At 60.5% G+C, this 18,856-nt stretch carries 15 protein-coding genes; 7 read left to right on the forward strand and 8 right to left on the reverse strand.

The window, feature by feature from the left end:
• Positions 1 to 12 precede the first annotated feature (12 nt).
• Positions 13 to 2,007: an alpha-1,4-glucan--maltose-1-phosphate maltosyltransferase gene (locus PspS04_RS14975; protein WP_159996223.1), complete on the reverse strand. Its 1,995-nt coding sequence runs from the start codon at positions 2,005 to 2,007 to the stop codon at positions 13 to 15.
• Between the two features lie 1,820 nt (positions 2,008 to 3,827).
• Between PspS04_RS14975 and PspS04_RS14980 the strand changes: the two genes are divergently transcribed.
• Together PspS04_RS14980 and PspS04_RS27520 are read left to right on the forward strand one after the other, a co-directional pair.
• The gene (locus tag PspS04_RS14980; RefSeq protein WP_159996224.1) at positions 3,828 to 4,541 is read left to right on the forward strand and encodes an AAA family ATPase; all 714 of its coding nucleotides are present in this window, start codon (positions 3,828 to 3,830) and stop codon (positions 4,539 to 4,541) included.
• A gap of 104 nt (positions 4,542 to 4,645) precedes the next feature.
• Positions 4,646 to 4,813, forward strand: coding sequence for a hypothetical protein (locus tag PspS04_RS27520; RefSeq protein ID WP_174244579.1), 168 nt, complete (start codon positions 4,646 to 4,648; stop codon positions 4,811 to 4,813).
• 10 nt (positions 4,814 to 4,823) lie between these two features.
• Here PspS04_RS27520 and PspS04_RS14985 read toward each other — a convergent pair whose 3' ends face one another.
• Positions 4,824 to 5,324, reverse strand: a complete 501-nt coding sequence (locus PspS04_RS14985) for an MgtC/SapB family protein (protein ID WP_159996225.1) — start codon at positions 5,322 to 5,324, stop codon at positions 4,824 to 4,826.
• 121 nt (positions 5,325 to 5,445) lie between these two features.
• Here PspS04_RS14985 and PspS04_RS14990 point away from each other — a divergent pair, with 121 nt between their 5' ends.
• The 3 genes from PspS04_RS14990 to mapR all read left to right on the forward strand — a co-directional run bounded on the left by PspS04_RS14990 (position 5,446) and on the right by mapR (position 8,815).
• On the forward strand, positions 5,446 to 5,679 hold the full coding sequence (locus tag PspS04_RS14990) for a DUF3203 family protein (protein ID WP_095168752.1): 234 nt from the start codon (positions 5,446 to 5,448) through the stop codon (positions 5,677 to 5,679).
• 196 nt (positions 5,680 to 5,875) lie between these two features.
• A complete protein-coding gene (ccoG, locus tag PspS04_RS14995) occupies positions 5,876 to 7,288 on the forward strand; it encodes a cytochrome c oxidase accessory protein CcoG (RefSeq protein WP_159996226.1) in 1,413 nt (470 codons plus the stop codon).
• A gap of 117 nt (positions 7,289 to 7,405) precedes the next feature.
• Positions 7,406 to 8,815, forward strand: coding sequence for a GntR family transcriptional regulator MpaR (gene mapR / locus PspS04_RS15000; protein ID WP_095168749.1), 1,410 nt, complete (start codon positions 7,406 to 7,408; stop codon positions 8,813 to 8,815).
• Here the strand turns inward: mapR and PspS04_RS15005 are convergent.
• The 5 genes from PspS04_RS15005 to PspS04_RS15025 all read right to left on the reverse strand — a co-directional run bounded on the left by PspS04_RS15005 (position 8,812) and on the right by PspS04_RS15025 (position 15,906).
• Complete coding sequence (locus PspS04_RS15005; RefSeq protein WP_159996227.1) at positions 8,812 to 9,558, reverse strand: SDR family oxidoreductase; 747 nt, start codon at positions 9,556 to 9,558, stop codon at positions 8,812 to 8,814. The genes mapR and PspS04_RS15005 overlap by 4 nt on opposite strands.
• Before the next feature lie 145 nt (positions 9,559 to 9,703).
• Positions 9,704 to 12,337 carry a hybrid sensor histidine kinase/response regulator NahK/ErcS' gene (gene nahK / locus PspS04_RS15010; protein WP_159996228.1) on the reverse strand — a complete coding sequence of 878 codons (2,634 nt, stop codon included), beginning with the start codon at positions 12,335 to 12,337 and terminating at the stop codon, positions 9,704 to 9,706.
• Positions 12,267 to 13,430 carry a nitric oxide-sensing protein NosP gene (gene nosP, locus PspS04_RS15015; RefSeq protein WP_159998838.1) on the reverse strand — a complete coding sequence of 388 codons (1,164 nt, stop codon included), beginning with the start codon at positions 13,428 to 13,430 and terminating at the stop codon, positions 12,267 to 12,269. The genes nahK and nosP overlap by 71 nt, the downstream gene beginning before the upstream one ends.
• A gap of 153 nt (positions 13,431 to 13,583) precedes the next feature.
• The gene (locus PspS04_RS15020; RefSeq protein ID WP_095168745.1) at positions 13,584 to 14,768 is read right to left on the reverse strand and encodes a porin; all 1,185 of its coding nucleotides are present in this window, start codon (positions 14,766 to 14,768) and stop codon (positions 13,584 to 13,586) included.
• A gap of 331 nt (positions 14,769 to 15,099) precedes the next feature.
• Positions 15,100 to 15,906: a sulfite exporter TauE/SafE family protein gene (locus PspS04_RS15025; protein WP_159996229.1), complete on the reverse strand. Its 807-nt coding sequence runs from the start codon at positions 15,904 to 15,906 to the stop codon at positions 15,100 to 15,102.
• 162 nt (positions 15,907 to 16,068) lie between these two features.
• On the opposite strand from PspS04_RS15025, the gene PspS04_RS15030 reads away from it, so the two are divergent.
• Positions 16,069 to 16,932 (forward strand): MBL fold metallo-hydrolase, encoded by an 864-nt coding sequence (locus PspS04_RS15030; RefSeq protein ID WP_159996231.1) that lies wholly within the window; start codon positions 16,069 to 16,071, stop codon positions 16,930 to 16,932.
• A gap of 12 nt (positions 16,933 to 16,944) precedes the next feature.
• Here PspS04_RS15030 and bkdR read toward each other — a convergent pair whose 3' ends face one another.
• Positions 16,945 to 17,433, reverse strand: a complete 489-nt coding sequence (gene bkdR / locus PspS04_RS15035) for a Bkd operon transcriptional regulator BkdR (RefSeq protein WP_095168741.1) — start codon at positions 17,431 to 17,433, stop codon at positions 16,945 to 16,947.
• A 186-nt stretch (positions 17,434 to 17,619) separates the two neighbouring features.
• On the opposite strand from bkdR, the gene PspS04_RS15040 reads away from it, so the two are divergent.
• On the forward strand, positions 17,620 to 18,855 hold the full coding sequence (locus tag PspS04_RS15040) for a 3-methyl-2-oxobutanoate dehydrogenase (2-methylpropanoyl-transferring) subunit alpha (RefSeq protein WP_095168740.1): 1,236 nt from the start codon (positions 17,620 to 17,622) through the stop codon (positions 18,853 to 18,855).
• The last annotated feature ends 1 nt before the right edge of the window (position 18,856 follow it).

The raw sequence follows: 18,856 nt of genomic DNA on the forward strand, positions 1-18,856 counted from the left end.
TGTCACCGCGCCCTACAGCGATATCCGCCAGATGCCGAACGGTTGATGCCAGGGCTCGATGCGCATCCATTGAGTCTTGCCGTACCACGTCCAGCGATGGCCATTCATCAAGTCTTCGCCCTGGGTCACCGCGTCGTCCGCCAGGCCCAGTTCCCACAGCGGCAGTTCGAAATGCGCCTCCTGGGCGTTGAACGGATCCAGGCTGACGGCCACCAGAATGAAGTTGCTGCCATCGGCGCTGCGTTTGCCGAAGTACAGGATGTTGTCGTTCCAGGCGTTGTACAGCTGCAAGCCGAGATGACTGTGCAAGGCCGGGTTCTGCCGGCGGATGCGATTGAGCTGGGCGATCTCGGCGATGATGTTGCCGGGGGCATTGAAGTCGCGGACGCGGATCTGGTACTTCTCCGAATCCAGGTACTCCTCCTTGCCCGGCACCGGTGCCGACTCGCACAGCTCGAACCCTGAGTACATGCCCCACAGTCCCGACCCCATGGTCGCCAGCGCCGCGCGAATGAGAAACCCGGCGCGCCCCGACTGGTGCAGGAAGCCCGGGTTGATGTCCGGGGTATTGACGAAAAAGTTCGGCCGGTAGCATTCGCGCCAGGGCGACTGGTTCAGTTCGCTGAAGTAACTCGCCAGCTCCTGCTTGGTATTGCGCCAGGTGAAGTAGGTGTAGCTCTGGGAGTAGCCGACCTTGCCCAGGCGCGCCATCATCGCCGGCGTGGTAAAGGCTTCGGCGAGGAAGATCACCTCGGGGTACAGCGCCCGCACATCGGCGATCAGCCATTGCCAGAACGGCAGCGGCTTGGTGTGCGGGTTGTCGACGCGAAAGATCTTCACCCCCTCCTCGACCCAACCGACCACGATATCGCGCAGCTCCAGCCACAGGCTGGGAATCGCCTCGCTGCTATAGAAGTCGACGTTGACGATGTCCTGGTACTTCTTCGGCGGGTTTTCCGCGTATTTGATGGTGCCGTCCGGCCGCCAGTTGAACCACCCCGGGTGTTGCTGCAGCCAAGGGTGGTCCTGGGAACACTGGATGGCGAAGTCGAGGGCTATTTCCAAACCGTGGTCTGCGGCAGCCGCCACCAGCCGACGGAAGTCTTCGCGGCTGCCCAGTTGCGAATGAATCGCCTCATGGCCACCCTCCTCGCTACCGATCGCATAGGGGCTGCCTGGATCGTCCGGGCCGGCCGTCAGGGAGTTGTTCGGCCCCTTGCGGTAACTGCGCCCGATCGGGTGGATCGGCGGGAAGTACAGCACATCGAAGCCCATGTCCTGAATCATCGGCAGGCGCGCATGCACGTCATTGAAGGTGCCATGGCGCGTGGGGTCGTCGGTGATTGACCGCGGAAACAGCTCATACCAACTGGCGAACTGCGCCAGCTCACGCTCGACGTCGACCGGGTACTGCGAGCTCAAGCTCAGGTAGGCACGCTGATCGGCCTGGCTCATCAGTTCGGCGCTATGGGGGTGCAGGAACAACGCGACCTGCTCGGTTTCGAGCAAACCGGACAATTGCTGGTGCAACGCCGTCAGTTGCTCCTTGAGTGGCCCTTCGGCGCGCTCGGCGGCTTGCTGGACGTGCAGTCGGCCTTCTTGCAGTTCCAGGCTGACGGGGACGCTCGCCAGGTGCTTCTTGTCCAGTTCGTAGCAAAAACTGGCGAAGTGGTCGATCCAGGCTTCGATGCAAAACACATGACGGCCCTGGACCGGCACACGGAAGCGGCCCTGCCACCCATTGTTGCCCAGGTCGCTCATCACCTCGCTCTGCCACACCGCATCGCCCTCGCCACGCCAACGCAGGCGCACCGCGAGCTTGTCGTGACCGTCGGCAAACACTTTGCTGGTCACCTCGACGTCCTGGCCGACCACGGCCTTGACGGCAAATTGCCCGCCTTCGAGGATCGGCATGCAGTCTTCAATCACGATACGCGGCAGCAACAGCGCCTGGGACAGTGGCATGTGCGGGTTGTAGCTCAACTCATCAGGTTTCTCAGCCGTCATCGAGCATCTCTCCTTTACGCCCCAAGGACGCTCTTGTGTCTGGGTGTCGTCGGCAAGGGAGTCCCGCGCCGAATGAGCTCACTTAGGTTCCGAGCGACAGGCACCGGCAAAAGTTCATAGGGAATTGGCTGGACGCCAATCCGCGGCGCAACGATCAACCTACTTAAGCACGACTCAGGCCAGATGCCAGTGGTGGTTTGGACAAGGCCTCATCCATTCCCGTCCGCACCACTTGATATCGGCAATCGGGCTTTACCGCCAACGATCACCTTGATGCTGGGACTGGCGCTGCAGTAAAGGAAAATACGCTTACAAACCGCCAGTAGCCTGAGTATGGAATAGCCACCATGACAACCCCGTGAAACACATACCGTTCGTCGATTTTTTTGGCAAGTTAGCTCAAATAAAAATACGCGACCTACGTACGTTAAAGAAACGCACTACAAACGTCCTAAGAAGTTTCAGTGCCTTCAAAAAAATTATTCGAATCGGCCATCCATTAACAACCAATCAAATCAGCGCTTACCGCAGGGAAAGACATTTTCCGCTCTTGTTTACATCAAAAACAAAAAAAACAGAAACCAACATCAAACCCGCAAGAAAATTCTAAAAACCGCGAAAGAAACCGCCTACAACAAAAAAACCGAAAACTTGCAACACGCGACTCACAAGACTAAAAGTTTAGAGCCACTTGATAGAACGTGAATTTCAGCCGGCCAGGAGCAAAAAATTGAAACACCGACACAGGGACAGTCATGAGACTAAGCATAGAAAACTACAAACTGCTCAACTTCAAAAACGACAACATCACCACTTCACCTGAGCCTGCATCCCGAGCAACACCTCAAACTCTATTAGAAACAATCAAAAAACTGCACCACCGAACAAACATTTCAAAGGATGATCTGTCGAACTTACTAAATGAATATAACCTTGATTACGAAGACGCCTGCCGATCGCTCGAAACCTCAGTGGATCTAGAGTCCGACAAATCCCTACTTTCTTGAGCAGGTCATAGCGGCCCATGATTTGGAGACCGTAAACCTCATGATTCCTTTTCCTTAATAGAGAAATCCCATGCTTAGAAAAATAGTGTTTCGCACCATAAGGATCAGTACAATCTTCATAAAAGAACAACTAAAAGAACCCACCGCTTTTTTCTGGACAATACTCTCGCCAACGGCACTATTTTATCTATTAAATTACTCCAAAGGAATGACTCCGCCCTACCAAGCGAACTACATGGAAGCAACATCCTGGTTTTATGCTTATATCTCTTCAAGCGTCGCTTTTTTTGGTTTCTCTTTTTACATCATTGGACGCAGAGAAAGCGGATTTACACGATCTTTTATCTACACACTTGAAGCAAGAACCATTTTCTTACTGGGTCAATTCCTGGCCTACTCATTAATATCGGTATTTTACTGCCTGGCATTTTATGTACTTACTCGCCCGGCATTCAGCGCATACTCCATCAGTGAAGCAACGTTCATCGCCGGTCGCTTTTACCTTTGCTTTCTCCTTTTCAGCATACCCGGCCTCTTACTTACACTCCCTCCCCTGACGTTTCAAAACGCTAACACCACCTTCTCAATCATCTCATTCTCAATGCCCACTCTCGGTATTTACAGCGCTAACATCACGCCATCAACCTCGTATTCTCTATACAGCATCAACCCGCTAGCAATGGCTCACAACATCGTGATGAACGGAGTACAGAGCAACCTGACATATTTAATAATCATACTGACGTTATTCCCCACCACCTTTCTACTCACCCTACGCTTCTTAAGAATCAATCCGATATGGAGCCGATACTAATGAAATCACTTTCCGTCAACAATATTTGCTTCAGTCATCCTAACAAGCCGATCTTCGTCAATGCTTCAATGTCTATCGAAGCCGGTTCAATCGTAGGCTTACTAGGCCCAAACGGCAGCGGCAAAACCACATTTTTCGACATGATATGCGGATTACTAAACGACAAAAATCTGCAGGTAAACAGCACATTCAAATATCCACTTTACCTCACTCAATCATTAACAACCCCACACACACTGCGCATGTTTGATATTTTCAAACTGACTACATTACTCTGCTCTTCAGAAGCCATTAGCCAAAAGTGCGCGATTGAGAAACTGCGGATATGGAGCCCTGAAATCATTGATCGATATAAGGCCTTGTGGAATAAAAAATCCACTCTCTGCAGTTACGGTGAAAAGCGTTGGTTCTTCACATTGACCTTGCTGACGTTAAGTGCGGACCTGGTCATACTGGACGAACCCAGCGCCGGGGTTGACCCGGAGTTTCGTCACTATATCTGGAAGTGTTTAAAGGGGGCAGCTCGGGAGGGGGTAGCCATTTTAGTCTCTTCTCATAACATTGAAGAAATCTCCGCTAACTGCGATCGCTTTTATATGATTAGTGAATGTACTTTCAAGCCATTTCAATCCGGAGCTGAATTTATCCGCCACTACGACACCGACAGCCTTGACGAGGCATTCATCCGGGCAGCAACGCCCCCTCCCCGCTAACCATTGCGCTCGATATCTGGGCAATTGCCTGGAATCAAATCCACACGCGGGAGGTCAACCCACGTAAGCAGGACCCACGCCACGTACCACTGGAGGTTAGACCGATGACCAATCCTTTCCCTGGAGAAACCCCGGATCCGAACATCGATCATCCGGTGATCCCCGACACCGATCCGCAACCCGTTCCCGAGCAGGACCCGCCAGGCACCAACCCGCCACCGCGCGAAGAGCCACCGACGCCGATGCCGCCGGTCATTGTCGGCCCGGCATAGGAATCCATCCCTAGGGCTGTTTGTCCTTTTCAAACAGGTTGACGATCCACGGCATGACGCTGAACACCGCCAGTGCCAGCAGCGTACTGAGCACCGCCGTCGACTCGCGGCCCATGCCGGCGGCGACGCCAATGGCGGCGGTCATCCACAGGCCGGCGGCGGTGGTCAGGCCTTTGACGTGGCTTTCGTCACCGTCCTTGCCCTTGAGAATGGTCCCGGCCCCGAGAAAGCCGATGCCGGCGATCACCCCCTGCACCACTCGGCTCATGGCATCGGCCTGGGCCCCGGACATCTGTGGCACCAGCACAAACAGCGCGGCGCCCATGGCGACCAGCATGTGGGTGCGCACCCCGGCGGCCTTGCCTTTCTGCTCACGCTCAAAGCCGAGGATCGCCCCCAGCAACGCGGCGATCAGCAAGCGCACGGTAATGCGCGTCAACTGCGATGCGTCGCCGATGTCGGCGAACTCCGCTTGCAGGGTGATCCAGACTTCATGCCACCAGGCGTCCATGAGGCAGTCCTGAAAAGAAGGTTGATAAGGCATGGACCGCGCCGACCGCTAATCGGTTGCAGCGAACGATGGACGGCCCCTGGACCCTAACGTGAAAGCCCCGTAAACAGTGGAGAGCCCCATGACCGTGCGCATCGAAAACCAGACCTGCTTTTTCACCACCGAAAGCGGCGAAGAGATCCGCCTGGCCGCTGACGTGACCATCCTCACCGACGGTGACAAGTCGATGTCGGCAGTGGACCTCGACGGACAGCGCGTGTACATCACCGAAGCAGAAGCCGACGCATTGACCGTAGCAGGTGCGGTCGATGGCCGGCGGCACCTGAAGGTCACTGACAGTGATTCGGTGATTTGACTGATCTCCATCAAGCCCCCCCGCCAGACGCCTGGGATAGGCATGCGCGCCACGCCCGGCGGGGTGCATCAAGTTGTCGCAGGGGCGGTGCAGAAGCTCATCTGATCCGCTTTTTAATCCAATACCTGAGTCTGTTATGCAAACAGTTGCCCGCGCATAGTTCATTGGCCTGATGGAGGCTGATGAGCGAAAGACCATGAGCGATAAAATCCCCGTCCGATTAGTAGAAACATTCGAGCCTTCGCGTTCAAAGATGAAGGCCAAATCCAGCGACAACCAGATCCACACCCGTAGCTTCAGCGGTTTGTTCCGTACCCTGCGCATCAGCGGTGCGGGTTTTCTGTTCCTGGCGTTTTTTGGCACCGTGTGGCTGAACTGGGGTGGCCGCCAGGCCGTGCTCTGGGACCTGGCGCAGAGCAAGTTCCACATCTTCGGTGCAACCTTCTGGCCGCAGGATTTCATCCTGCTCTCGGCGCTGTTGATCATCTGCGCCTTCGGCCTGTTCGCAATCACCGTGTTTGCCGGGCGCGTCTGGTGTGGCTACACCTGCCCGCAGAGCTCGTTCACCTGGTTGTTCATGTGGTGTGAAAAAGTCACCGAGGGTGAGCGCAACCAGCGGATCAAGCTGCAAGCCGCGCCCTGGACCCTGGAAAAACTGCTGCGCCGCTCGGCCAAACACACGATGTGGCTGGCGATCAGCGTGCTCACCGGCCTGACCTTTGTCGGTTACTTCACGCCGATCCGGCCGCTGGCCGAAGAACTGCTGACCTGGCAAATGGGCGGCGTCAGCCTGTTCTGGGTACTGTTTTTCACCGCAGCCACCTACATCAACGCCGGCTGGCTGCGCGAAGCGGTGTGCATGCACATGTGCCCCTACGCACGGTTCCAGAGCGTGATGTTCGACAAGGACACCCTGACCATCTCCTACGACACCGCCCGTGGCGAACACCGCGGTCCGCGCAAGCGCGAGGTCAAGCCGGCCGAGGTGGGCCTGGGCGACTGCATCGACTGCCAGTTGTGCGTGCAGGTCTGCCCCACCGGGATCGACATCCGCGACGGCTTGCAGATGGAGTGCATTGGCTGCGCCGCCTGCATCGACGCCTGTGATTCGATCATGGACAAGATGGGCTACGCCCGGGGCCTGATCAGCTATACGTCCGAGCACCAGTTGCAAGGTGGCAAGACCCACTTGCTGCGCCCGCGCCTGATCGGCTACACCGCGGTGCTACTGGTGATGATCGGCGCCCTGGTGCTGGCGTTGATGGAGCGGCCGATGGTGTCCCTGGACGTGAGCAAGGACCGCGGCCTGTTCCGCGAAAACAGCCAGGGCCAGATCGAGAACATCTACAGCCTCAAGATCATCAACAAGACCCAACAGCGCCAGGACTATCGCCTGTCACTGGTCGATGGCGAGGGTTTCCAGTTGCAGGGCAAGACCGAGCTGAGCCTGGCACCCGGGGAGATTCTCGATGTGCCGGTGTCGGTCGCCATGACCACCGACAAGCCCGCCAGCAGCTCGCAGACCCTGAGCTTCAAGGTCAGCGACAGCGACGAGCCGCAGATCAACAGCGTGGCGAAAAGCCGCTTTGTTGCACCGATGAACCGCTGAGCCTTTACACTGCGGTGCTGTCATTGCCAGCAGGCTCGCTCCTCCATACCAGTGGCAGCGAGCCTGCTGGCGAAACAGTCACCTCGATTTTTCTGAATGACATCTATCGGGCTTTCGATGAAACGCTACGAAAAATTCGCTGACGACATTGCCGAGCTGATCCGCTCAGGCGTCCTGGGGCCCGGCCAGCGGGTGCCCTCGGTGCGGTATGCCAGCCAGACGTATGGGGTCAGCCCGTCCACGGTGTTCCAGGCCTACTACCTGCTGGAGCGCCGAGGCCTGATTCGCGCCCGGCCGCGCTCCGGCTACTTCGTCAACACCCACGCCCCCAGCCCGTTTTCCGAGCCGGTGATCAGCAGCCAGGTCAACGAGTCCACCGAAGTCGACGTCAGCGAACTGGTGTTCTCGGTGCTGGACTCGATCAAGGACCCGCACACCGTGCCGTTCGGCTCGGCGTTCCCCAGCCCGACCCTGTTTCCGCTGCAACGCCTGGCGCGTTCGCTGGCCAGCGCCAGCCGTGAAATGGACCCGCGCATGGTGGTCACCGACATGTCGCCGGGCAACCCGCAACTGCGCCGGCAAATCGCCCTGCGCTACATGGTCGGCGGGCTGATGCTGCCCATGGAAGAACTGCTGATCACCAACGGCGCGCTGGAAGCCCTCAACCTGTGCCTGCAAGCCGTCACCGAACCCGGCGACCTGGTGGCCATCGAGGCCCCGGCCTTCTATGCCAGCCTGCAAGTGCTCGAACGGCTCAAGCTCAAGGCCGTGGAGATTCCCGTGCACCCGCGCGATGGCATCGACCTTGGGGTGCTCGCGCAAACCCTCGAACGCCACCCGATCAAGGCCTGCTGGTGTATGACCAGCTTCCAGAACCCGATGGGCGCGACCATGCCCGAGGCCAAGAAACAGGAACTGGTGGAGTTGCTGCGCCGTCATCAGGTGCCGCTGATCGAAGATGACGTCTACGCCGAGCTGTATTACGGCCAGCAAGCACCGAAACCGGCCAAGGCCTTCGACACCGAGGGCCTGGTGATGCACTGCGGTTCGTTCGCCAAGAGCCTGGCGCCCGGTTACCGCATTGGTTGGGTGGCCGCCGGGCGCTATGCGCAGAAGATCGAACGACTGAAGTTGATGACCTCGCTGTGTGCCTCGATGCCGGCCCAGGCAGCGATTGCCGATTACCTGCAACACGGCGGCTATGACCGCCACTTGCGTAAGTTGCGCTATGCCCTGGAAGAACAGCAAAGCGCCATGCTGGCGGCCATCGCCCGCTACTTCCCGGCACAGACCCGCGTCAGCCAGCCGGCCGGCGGCTACTTCCTGTGGCTGGAGCTGCCGGAGCAGATGGACTCGTTGAAGTTGTTCCAGATGGCCCTGGCCCAGGGCATCAGCATCGCGCCGGGACCGATCTTTTCTCCGACCCGACGTTTTCGCAACTGCATCCGCCTGAACTACGGCAGCCCCTGGACCGAGGACACGGAAAAGGCCATGGAGACCCTGGGCCGTATCGTGCGCTCGTTCTAGCGCCCGCCCGCCACGTCAATGAAAGTCCCGACCGCATAGGACGCCTTGTCCGAGAGCAGCCAGATGATTGCCTCGGCGACTTCGTCGGGACGCCCGCCACGGGCCATGGGAATTCCCGACTCGAGTTTGCTGACCCGGTCCGGGTCGCCGCTCAGGGCATGGAAGTCGGTGTAGATGTAGCCCGGCCGCACCGCGTTGACCCGGATGCCTTCGCCGGCGACTTCCTTGGACAGGCCGATGGTGAAGGAGTCCAGTGCCCCCTTGGAGGCGGCGTAGTCGACGTACTCCCCGGGCGATCCAAGGCGCGAGGCGACCGACGAGACGTTGACGATGCTGCCACCCTGCCCGCCATGTTTGGGCGACATCCGCAGCAGTGCGTGCTTGGCGCAGAGAATCGGCGCCAGGACGTTGGTCTTCATGATTTTCAGGATGCGAAACTCGGACATGTCCTCGACGCGAGACTTCTGCCCGACCGTGCCGGCGTTGTTGACCAGCGCGGTGACCCGCCCCAGTTCTTGGTCGACGCGCTGGAACAGGCTGATCACTTCGTCTTCGATGCTGACATCGGCACGCACCGCGATTGCCTGGGCCCCCAGGGCACGGACTTGGGCCAGGACCCGATGGGCCGCCTCTTCGTCCGCCTGGTAGTTGATGCAGATGCGATACCCCTGCTCTGCGGCCAGTAACGCCGTGGCCGCGCCAATACCGCGACTGCCACCGGTGATGACGATGACTTTATCCATGCTTGCTTGCTCCCCTATCCAGACGTGTAACCTCGCGTGGCAAGGATACCCGCCACAGCCGGGTTTTGCATGGGGACGAACAGCCGGGGGGTTATCCGCAGGCCGAATTGCCGATAAAAAGCTCCCCAGGGCGCTCGACCCAGGCCTACACCCGGCCGAGCAAATGGCTCATCGCGGTCTTGAGCTTCATCGGCCGCACCGGCTTGTGCATCAGGGTATGGCCCAGCTCGCGGATCTGCTGCTTGAGCTCGTTGCTGTAGTTGGCGGTGATCATCATCGCCGGAATCGCGCAGGCGCGCCGGGCGTTGATCCGGGCCACGGCGTCGACACCATTCTGCTCGTCGTCCAGATGATAGTCGGCGATCAGCAAGTCGGCTTCGGCGTGGTAGTTGTCCACCTGGCGTGCCAGGTCCTGCTCGGACAACGCGGTTACCACCCGGCAGCCCCAGCCTTCAAGCAAGGTGCGCATGCCGGCGCAGATCGCCGCGTCGTTATCCAGTACCCACACCCGCGCGCCCCGCAGGCGCTCCAACATCGGCTCGCTGATCACCAGGCTTGGCAGGGCCTTGGGCGCAGTGGCGCTGAGCGGCACTTCCACGGAAAATACCGAGCCGCGCCCCGGCCAGGAACGCACGTGGATCCGGTGGCCGAGGATCCCGGCGATCTTCTCGACGATCGCCAACCCCAGGCCCAGCCCTCGATCCTGATGGGGGCGCTGCACGTCGCCGCGTTTGAACTCCTGGAAAATTTCCTCCAGGCGATCTTCGGCGATGCCCATGCCGCTGTCCCAGACCTCGATCGACAGCCGCTGGTGCTGGCGCCGACACCCCAACACCACGCGGCCGCTGTAGGTGTAGCGGATGGCATTACTCAGCAGATTGCGCAGGATCCGCGCCAGCAACTGGATGTCACTGCGCACCAAGGCCGAACAGGCCACGAAGTGCAGTTCCAGGCCCTCGCTGCGAGCCACCTGGGTGTACTCCGCGGCGAGGTTTTCGAGCAACTCGCTCAAGGCGAACGGCGCGATATCGGCAGTGATCACCCCGGCATCCAGCTTGGAAATATCGACCAGGGTGCCCAGCAGGTTTTCCACGTCCTCCAGCGAATTGCTGACATTGCGCACCAGCACTTCATTGGCCTGGGGCTCGCGGCGTTCGAGCAAGGCCCCGGTAAACAACCGCGCGGCGTTCAGCGGTTGCAGCAGGTCATGGCTGACCGCGGCGAGAAACTTGGTCTTCGACAGGTTGGCCCGCTCGGCCTCCAGCTTGGCCTCGCGCAGCCGCGATTCGACGCGCCGGCGCTCGTCGATCTCGCTGCGCAGTTGAGTGTTGAGGGTGGTCAGCTCCGTGGTGCGTTCGCGCACCCGCAGCTCGAGGTTCTGATAGGCCTGATGCAGTGCCTCGGCGGTCCGTCGGCGCTCGGTGATGTCGCGAATCAGCACAAAGATCCCCACCACTTCGCCGCTGGCCAGGCGATTGGGCACGTAGGAGCGCAGCATGTAGCGCTCCTGATTGTTGATGTTGGTCTCGGCAAACTCGAAGGTCACGCTCTCGCCCGCCAGCGCCCGCGCCACATAGGCTTCCAGGCGTTGATAGTGCTGCTCGCTATGGACCTCGCGCAGGCTCTGGCCGAGCATCACCCCGCGTGGCCAGCAGTACCACTCTTCGTAGACCTTGTTGGTGAATTCGTAGACCAGGTCGGCGTTGAGGTAGGCGATCAGGGCCGGCACGTGGTCGGTGATCAGGCGGATCCAGCGCTCGCTTTCACTCAGCGCTTCGGCGTGCTGGTAGCGCTCGGTGATGTCGGTGAAGGTGTTGACGAAACCGCCGGTGGGCAATGGATGGGTGCGGATCTCCAGGACCCGGCCATCGTACAGGCGCTGTTCGCACTCCTGCACGGGGCGGCCGTTGGCGTCGCGACTGGCGGGGGTCAGCAGTTGCAGTTCGCTGTCGCCGATGACCTCGCTGAACGGTCGATGGGCGGCCACCGGAGCCAGTCCGCTGAGTTCGAGAAAACGCCGGTTCCACAGTTCCAGCACGCCCTCGGCGTTGACCATCGCCACCCCTTGGGACAGGTTGTCCACCGCCCGTTGCAACAAATGGGATTTCTGCGCCACTGCCTGCTCACGGCGCACGGTCTCGCTTTGCTTGACCTCGGTGATATCGGTGAACAGGATCACCCGCCCGCCTTCCTGGGTCGGCCGCTCGCTGACCTGCAACCAGCGCCCGTTCTGCAGGCGATACAGCAGGCTTTCGTCGGCACTGCCCCGGGGTTCCTCGGTAAACAGCCCGGTCCCGGCCATCAGGCGCTTGACCTCGCCCAGGCGCATGCCGGCGATGATCCGCACCCGGCTGTTGCTCCAGAACGCCTTGAAGCGGCTATTGAACAGGACGATGCGCTGGTCGGCGTCGAACAGCACAAAGGCGTCGGAAATGCTCTCGATGGCATCGATCAGGTGCTGGTGCGCCGTCTCGGCCCGCAGCCGCGCGTCACTGAGCAGGTGATTGCCGGCCTTGAGCTCGGCCATCGCCTGGTTCAGCGCATCGGTACGCTCACGCACCTGTTCGGCCAGCACCACCGAGTGCTGGAACGCCGCATAGGGGTCGTTGCCCCGGGTGACGCCGGATTCGATGCGCTCGATCAGGGCACTGTTGATGCGCGCCAGTTTGTGGTTGTCGCGCTGCAGGCAGGCGATCTGCGCCTGCAGCTCAGCGTTTTGCTGGGGATCGGCCACGGGCAATGGCAACCCCGGTAAAGGTCTGGTTGATGTGCATGCCATTGAACTGTTCTCCGTAGGTGTTGAAACCCATCACCCGCTGGTCCCGCAAAAACCCGCCGATCTGCTCCAGCTTGCCGCTGTCTTCCAGTTCCAGGCGCCGCAGGAAGCAGTCGCAACCGATGGTCAGCAGCAGCTCGCCGAGGCGCTCCTGCAAGCCCGCGAACAGCTGCTCCAGGTTCGGCAGCATCGGCCCCGGCGTCATGGCGGTGAGGACAATGCCGTTTTCCACCGCGCAGTAGAAACTCAGGCTCAGGTCCGGGTGCACTTGCTGGATCGCCCGCACGTAGTACTGCTGGTTGATCCGCACGGCCAAGGGGTGGGCGGCAAAAATCCGGTGGTCGAGCTCGGCCACCGGCACCCCAATGTGCCGGGCGTACTCTTCGGCGGCTGGCTCGGCGTTGAGTTCGAACACCCGCCTGGAAGGACTGTCGGCACCGGTCACCACCAGTTTTTCCGCACGCGGCAGGATGTGGTGGGTGGTGAACACTTCAAAGTCGAGCCAGGTATTGACCAGCACCACCACCGCCGCGCCGCTGTGAAACGCACCGTCGAAGTACACATGGGTGTGAGTCAGGTAATTGTCGTCGCCGGCCGAACCACCGAAATGGGGGATGTCGCCCAAGGCGGCACTGAGGGCGGCAAGCACCATCTCCTCGCGACTGGACAGCCCGTCAAGCAGGGTCAGGGCAAAGCTGTTGCCCTTGATCGGGGCCAGGGTGTTGCTGCGACAGCCACTGACCAGGCGCTCGACCATCTGCTGGGCGTCGATCAGGCTGAAGTGCTCCATCTCGTCGATCAGCGCGGTAGAGATAGAGAAGTGCCGGTGATCGAAACCCACCGCCGTTACGCAGTTGCGGCCGTAGCCCTGGGGGGTGATTTCCCCGGCACTGGTGCAGCCCACCAGGCGGATCCCGCCGAACCCCTGCGCCAGGGCCTCGCCCAGCGCCTGGAGGTCGTACTCGGCGGAGCAGAAAAACAGCACGAATCCCAGGTGCGGATGCAACAACTGCCGCGCCAGCTCCTGGGCTACCTGTTGCGCGTCACTGGCCTGGGACATGGCACTGACGATCCCTTCACTCTGGACCTGCTGCATCGTCGCCTCCGGCAGGTGCGCATGGTTGAGGCTTGAGTGTACGAAGGCCACGGACCGCGACCTATGCTACTTGGGTAGCGGTCTGGCACTTCGATGGGATGAGAGGGGTGCGACGCCGGCCGTGATGCGCACAGCCAGCGCCACACCGGGGGGTTACCAGGTCAGCACCGCACCCACGGCAAAGGTATCGGTGTCTTCGTTCTGCGCGTCGCTATCGTGGCCGTTGAGTTCGAACTGGTTGTACTCGGCCACCAGCTTGAGGTTGTCGTTGACGTCGTGGAACAGGGCGATGCCCCGGGTCTCGTAATCCGCGCCGCTGCCGACCACGCCGTTGCCATCGTCTTTGGTCTTGCCGTAGGACAAGGCCAGGCGGTTCTTGCCCAACTTGTAGGAGCCCTGCAGCAGGTAGCCGTCGCTGTCGACGTTGCGCAGCGTGGGTTCGCCGGCGTTGTTGGTATAGAACGGGTTGATGCCCTTGGCCTGGAAGCCGGACCCGGTCAGCGACAGCCCGCCCATCTTGGCCTGCACGCCGTAACCGACGCCTTTGGAGGTAATGGTATCGACGCTCGAATCGGTGTTGTCGGAGGTCTGGTAGCTGCCGTTGACCCAGCTGTAGATCTTCGCCCCGGCGAGGTCGAACTGGTAGGTGATCTCGCTCTCGGTCCGCGGGTTTTCCTGGTAGGCCTTGCCGGTCGGGCTGCTGTCGTTGGTGTCGACCGGGTCCATGATCCCCACGGCCACCCGCAACCCGTCCAGCACCGGCGTGCGGTAGGTGATTTGCGAAGTCGGGAATGGGTACGGGTAGCCGGTGCCGATGTTGCCGAACGACACTCCACCGCCATCCACCAGGCCCAGGGTGTCGCTGACCTGGCCATAACCGGCCAGCAGTTCGTCGAGCAGGATGTTGGAACGGGCAAACAACCCGAAATCCTTGCCGATCAGCACCTCGCCCCACTCGGGGTTGGCTACCGTGCCGTAGAACTGGCGCACGTCGATGGCGGTGTCGGTGCCGTTGGTTTCGCTGTCGTTGATGGTCACCCAGAACGAAGCCCGGGCGCCGAGTTTCAGATCATCGACTTGCTTGCCCATGTTGAAGCCCAGGTAGTTGGGCAAAAAACCCATCTTCACCCGCGACTGCCGCCGATCGTACTGATCACCCGTGCGGTCGACGTCGCTGTTGACGTAGAACGCGTTGATGTAGCCGTCGGTGGAGAATGTGGTCTGGTCCTTGTCGTAGAGCATGATATCGGCCTGGGCGAACGAGCTGAGGCCGAGGGTCGACAGACTGGCGATGAAGGCTGGCAAGAAACGGTGCTGGAAGTTCTTATTGTTGTGCATGGCGCGCTCCGCAACGGGGACTTGATGTCGGAGGCGATTATCGAAAGCCGAACGGAGGCGTCATACGCTGCCTTGGAGGCGGTTGCCAGGTGCTTTGGGTTGGCGGGTGATGCTCAGCTACTACGGTGTAAGACCGGCCCCGGCCAAGGGCCCGCCACTTTCGGCGTACGCCTCTTTACCGTGGGAGCGAGCCTGCTCGCGATGGCCGACACAGCCAACATGGATAGCACCTGACCCACCGCTATCGCGAGCAGGCTCGCTCCCACAGGGATTTGCGGTGCTCGTGGGTTTTGCATTGAGCCCGCGAATTTGTGGAGTTGGGTTCTGGTCGTCAGGCCTGGGCCTTTACCAGCATGTACAGCGCAACCACCACGCACACGCTGGCAAAGCCGACCTGCAACGCGCGAGCCGGGACATGGGCGCAGAGTCTGCGACCGAGCAGCATGCCGAGGATACTGGCGACAATGAACGCCACACCCAAGCGATCGATACGTACGCCGGCATGGAAGGCACCGATCACGCCAATCAGCGAAATCAGGCTGATCACCATCAACGATGTGGCGACGATTCCACGCATCTGCACGTCGGTCAGTTGCTTGAACGCCGGGACAATCAGGAACCCACCGCCCACCCCGAGCAACCCCGACACCACCCCGGTCACCGCGCCGAGTGCGGCCAGGGTTGCGGTGCACTTGGCGGTCCAGGAAAAGCGCCCGGTCTGCTGGTCGAGCATGCAGTTCTTCTGCCCCCAGTTGGCGTGACCGTGATCGCTCGGCCCGGCGTCCTGGCGTTCACGGCGCAGCATGCGCACGGCCACCATGACCATCAGCAGGCTGAACAGCAGCATGAGGATTTTTTCCGGTAACTGATGGGCGAAATAAATACCCAGAGGGGAAAACACCGCGCCCAACAACGCAATCAACAGCGCCGCGCGGTAGCGCACCAGGCCGTGGCGCAAACCATCGATGGCACCCACCGCCGCCGCGCTGCCCACCGCGAACAGAGCCACCGGGGCCGCCTGGGTCATGCTCCAGCCCAGACCGAGCACCAACGCCGGGACCGCTAGAATGCCACCCCCTGCCCCCGTCAAGCCCAGCACCAGCCCCATCACCACGCCAAAAAAACTCGCCAGCAACATAAAACACTCACGGTCCGCGAAAAAAAGCCGGGAACGCCCGGTATCGATGCCTGACAGGATAGAGCGCGCGCGGCTTTTTTCATGTATTGATTTGTCCCGGGGCTGGTCAAGCCAGGGAAGATGCCACTACCCTCAAGGCTTGTCCCGACAGAAACGGCCACCATGCCCGCCTTGATTGAAGCCTTCCTCGACCCCGCCTCGTCGACCTACAGCTACGTGATCTACGAAGCCGATGGCGGCGCCTGCGCGATCGTCGACCCAGTGCTCGACTACGCTGCAGCCTCCGGACAAACCTCGACGGTCCAGGCCCAGCGGATTATCCACTTCGTGCGCGAACACCGACTGCAGGTGCAATGGCTGCTGGAAACCCACGCCCACGCCGATCACCTGTCCGCCGCGCCCTACCTGCGCGGCGAACTGGGCGGCAAGATCGCCATCGGCCAGGCCATCAGCCAGGTACAGGCGGTGTTCAAGGGCCTGTTCAACCTGGAAACGGGATTTGCTGTCGACGGTTCGCAGTTCGATCATCTATTTGCGCCGGACGAGGTTTTTGCCATCGGCAACCTGTCGGCCAAAGCCCTGCATGTGCCTGGGCACACCCCGGCAGACATGGCGTACCTGATCGACGAGCAACTGATCCTGGTGGGCGACACCCTGTTCCTGCCAGACGTCGGCACGGCCCGCTGCGACTTCCCCGGCGGCAACGCCGCGCAGATGTACGCCTCGATCCAGCGCCTGCTGGCCTACCCCGCCACCACCCGCCTCTACGTCTGCCACGACTACCCGCCACCCGCCCGCCCGCCACAGTGCCAGAGCACCGTCGGCGAACAGCGCGCGCACAACATCCATGTACACGACGGCATCGACGCCGCCACATTCATCACCATGCGCACCGAACGTGATGCCGGACTGGACATGCCAACCCTGCTGTTGCCAGCGATCCAGGTCAACGTCCGAGCAGGCCGCCTGCCGCCGCCGGAAAACAATGGCGTGGTGTACCTGAAAATCCCGATCAACCAGCTCTGAAGCCGAGACGCGTCAACCCCCCAACGTCAACCCATTCGCCGGCAAAGGCAACGCCGTCTTATACCGCACCTGCTTAAGGGCAAAACTGGAGCGAATATTGGCCACCCCCGGCACCTTGGTCAGAAAATCCATCATGAAGCGCTCCAGCGACTGAATGGTCGGCACCAGCACCCGGATCAGATAGTCCGGATCCCCGGCCATCAGATAACACTCCATCACCTCCGGACGATCGGCAATCGCCTCCTCGAAATGCTGCAGCGCCTCCTCCACCTGCTTCTCCAGGCTGACGTGAATGAACACATTGACATGCAGCCCCAGCAGATCAGCATCCAGCAGCGTCACCTGCTCGCGAATCAGCCCCAGCTCCTCCATGGCCTTGACCCGATTGAAACAGGGCGTGGGCGACAGATTCACCGAGCGGGCAAGGTCGGCATTGGTGATGCGCGCGTTCTCCTGAAGGCTGTTGAGAATGCCGATATCGGTACGGTCCAGTTTGCGCATGAGACAAAACCACCTGTTTTTTATGTTTATGCAGATTTTTTATCCTCAAATGATCTCAAGTGCAACGAAACAGAGATAAATATTCTTCTGCGCCGGGCCTATGATTGTTGTAGGACAAGATTCCTTCGACCCGAAGGATGAACGTCAGCTCACTACAAGAAATTCACAAGATCGAGCGTAGAAGCCATGAAAGAAGCGTATGAACCGCTGCGCCTGCACGTGCCTGAACCATCGGGCCGTCCTGGATGCAAAACCGACTTCTCCTACCTGCATCTGACCGATGCGGGCACTGTGCGCAAACCCCCAATCGACGTAGAACCGGCCGACACCGCCGACCTGGCCCGTGGCCTGATTCGCGTGCTCGACGACCAGGGCAATGCCCTGGGCCCGTGGGCCGAAGGCGTGTCGGTGGAGATCCTGCGCAAAGGCATGCGAGCCATGCTCAAGACGCGGATCTATGACAACCGCATGGTGGTCGCCCAGCGTCAGAAAAAAATGTCGTTCTACATGCAGAGCCTCGGTGAAGAAGCCATCGGCAGTGCCCAGGCCCTGGCCCTGAACATCGACGACATGTGCTTCCCCACCTACCGCCAGCAAAGCATCCTGATGGCCCGTGAAGTGCCATTGGTCGACCTGATCTGCCAACTGCTGTCCAACGAGCGCGATCCGCTCAAGGGCCGGCAATTGCCAATCATGTACTCGGTCAGGGACGCTGGGTTCTTCACCATCTCGGGCAACCTGGCGACCCAGTTCATCCAGGGCGTGGGCTGGGGCATGGCCTCGGCGATCAAGGGCGACACCAAAATCGCCTCGGCCTGGATCGGTGACGGCGCTACCGCCGAGTCGGACTTCCACACCGCCCTGACCTTCGCCCACGTGTACCGCGCGCCGGTGATCCTCAACGTGGTCAACAACCAGTGGGCGATCTCCACCTTCCAGGCCATTGCCGGCGGTGAAGCCACCACCTTCGCCGGTCGTGGCGTGGGCTGCGGCATCGCATCGCTGCGGGTCGACGGCAACGACTTCATCGCGGTCTACGCCGCGTCCGCCTGGGCTGCCGAGCGTGCGCGCCGCAACCTGGGCCCGACCATGATCGAATGGGTCACCTACCGCGCCGGCCCGCACTCGACTTCCGATGATCCGTCCAAGTACCGCCCTGCCGACGACTGGAGCCACTTCCCCTTGGGTGACCCGATCGCCCGCCTGAAGCAGCACATGGTGAAAAATGGCCACTGGTCCGACGAGGAACACACGGCCCTGAGCGCCGAGCTGGAAGCCGAAGTGATTGCCGCGCAAAAAGAAGCCGAGCAGTACGGCACCCTGGCCGGTGGCCAGATCCCGAGCGCCGCGACCATGTTCGAGGACGTCTATAAAGAGATGCCGGAGCACTTGAAGCGCCAGCGCCAGGAGTTGGGGATCTGAC

The organism is Pseudomonas sp. S04 (genome assembly GCF_009834545.1).
Classification (GTDB): domain Bacteria; phylum Pseudomonadota; class Gammaproteobacteria; order Pseudomonadales; family Pseudomonadaceae; genus Aquipseudomonas.

Bases quoted from the DNA above. Each gene is read 5' to 3' on its own strand.
- PspS04_RS14975 (WP_159996223.1), bottom strand. From the start codon at position 2,007: ATGACGGCTGAGAAACCTGATGAGTTGAGCTACAACCCGCACATGCCA.
- PspS04_RS14980 (WP_159996224.1), top strand. From the start codon at position 3,828: ATGAAATCACTTTCCGTCAACAATATTTGCTTCAGTCATCCTAACAAG.
- PspS04_RS27520 (WP_174244579.1), top strand. From the start codon at position 4,646: ATGACCAATCCTTTCCCTGGAGAAACCCCGGATCCGAACATCGATCAT.
- PspS04_RS14985 (WP_159996225.1), bottom strand. From the start codon at position 5,324: ATGGACGCCTGGTGGCATGAAGTCTGGATCACCCTGCAAGCGGAGTTC.
- PspS04_RS14990 (WP_095168752.1), top strand. From the start codon at position 5,446: ATGACCGTGCGCATCGAAAACCAGACCTGCTTTTTCACCACCGAAAGC.
- ccoG (WP_159996226.1), top strand. From the start codon at position 5,876: ATGAGCGATAAAATCCCCGTCCGATTAGTAGAAACATTCGAGCCTTCG.
- mapR (WP_095168749.1), top strand. From the start codon at position 7,406: ATGAAACGCTACGAAAAATTCGCTGACGACATTGCCGAGCTGATCCGC.
- PspS04_RS15005 (WP_159996227.1), bottom strand. From the start codon at position 9,558: ATGGATAAAGTCATCGTCATCACCGGTGGCAGTCGCGGTATTGGCGCG.
- nahK (WP_159996228.1), bottom strand. From the start codon at position 12,337: ATGGCATGCACATCAACCAGACCTTTACCGGGGTTGCCATTGCCCGTG.
- nosP (WP_159998838.1), bottom strand. From the start codon at position 13,430: ATGCAGCAGGTCCAGAGTGAAGGGATCGTCAGTGCCATGTCCCAGGCC.
- PspS04_RS15020 (WP_095168745.1), bottom strand. From the start codon at position 14,768: ATGCACAACAATAAGAACTTCCAGCACCGTTTCTTGCCAGCCTTCATC.
- PspS04_RS15025 (WP_159996229.1), bottom strand. From the start codon at position 15,906: ATGTTGCTGGCGAGTTTTTTTGGCGTGGTGATGGGGCTGGTGCTGGGC.
- PspS04_RS15030 (WP_159996231.1), top strand. From the start codon at position 16,069: ATGCCCGCCTTGATTGAAGCCTTCCTCGACCCCGCCTCGTCGACCTAC.
- bkdR (WP_095168741.1), bottom strand. From the start codon at position 17,433: ATGCGCAAACTGGACCGTACCGATATCGGCATTCTCAACAGCCTTCAG.
- PspS04_RS15040 (WP_095168740.1), top strand. From the start codon at position 17,620: ATGAAAGAAGCGTATGAACCGCTGCGCCTGCACGTGCCTGAACCATCG.